Annotated in this window: 1 protein-coding gene; it reads left to right on the top strand. The window is 60.0% G+C overall.

All coding sequences use genetic code 11. The features are described from left to right. Positions 1–239: 239 nt before the first annotated feature. The coding region (locus tag FRC98_RS21045; RefSeq protein WP_146983521.1) for a TRAP transporter small permease at positions 240–553 on the top strand (314 nt) is incomplete at its 3' end.

A 553-nucleotide genomic window follows, 5' to 3' on the forward strand; every position in this document is an offset into this window, starting at 1 on the left:
TCTGGAGAAGGGCGTCGAGGTGATCCGCCTGACAGACGAGGAGCGCGCCGCTTTCGTCGAGGCTACACGTGGCGTCTATGAGGAATGGGCCCAGGAAATCGGCCCGGACCTGGTGGAAAAGGCCGAAGAGGCCATCGAGAACCGCTGAACGAGAGAAGGGGAGGCGGCAGGCTTGTCGCCTCCCTCTTTCCAGAGTTTATCGTGCCAGATGACAGCTCGGTGAGGGCTGAAGGTCATTCATGAGTGACATAGAGGAAGAAGGCCAGGCCGCGGTGCCGGTTGAGGAACCGCGCATTCCCATTACAACGGAACGCGCCCTGGGGGCAGTGGCCATGGCGCTGATCTGCCTGATCAGCTTCGCCAATGTGGTTGTGCGTTACGTCACCGACTTTTCCTTTGCCTTTACCGAGGAATACTCGACCTTCCTGATGGTCTTCATGACCTTTGTCGGGGCCGCCCTGGCCTCGGCCGGCAATAATCACATCCGGATTGCAGTGATCGTGAACCGTCTGCCACCGGCCGGGCGCATCTTCTGCGAGATGCTGTCCGTGGT

The sequence above is a fragment of the Lujinxingia vulgaris genome (genome assembly GCF_007997015.1).
GTDB lineage: Bacteria > Myxococcota_A > Bradymonadia > Bradymonadales > Bradymonadaceae > Lujinxingia > Lujinxingia vulgaris.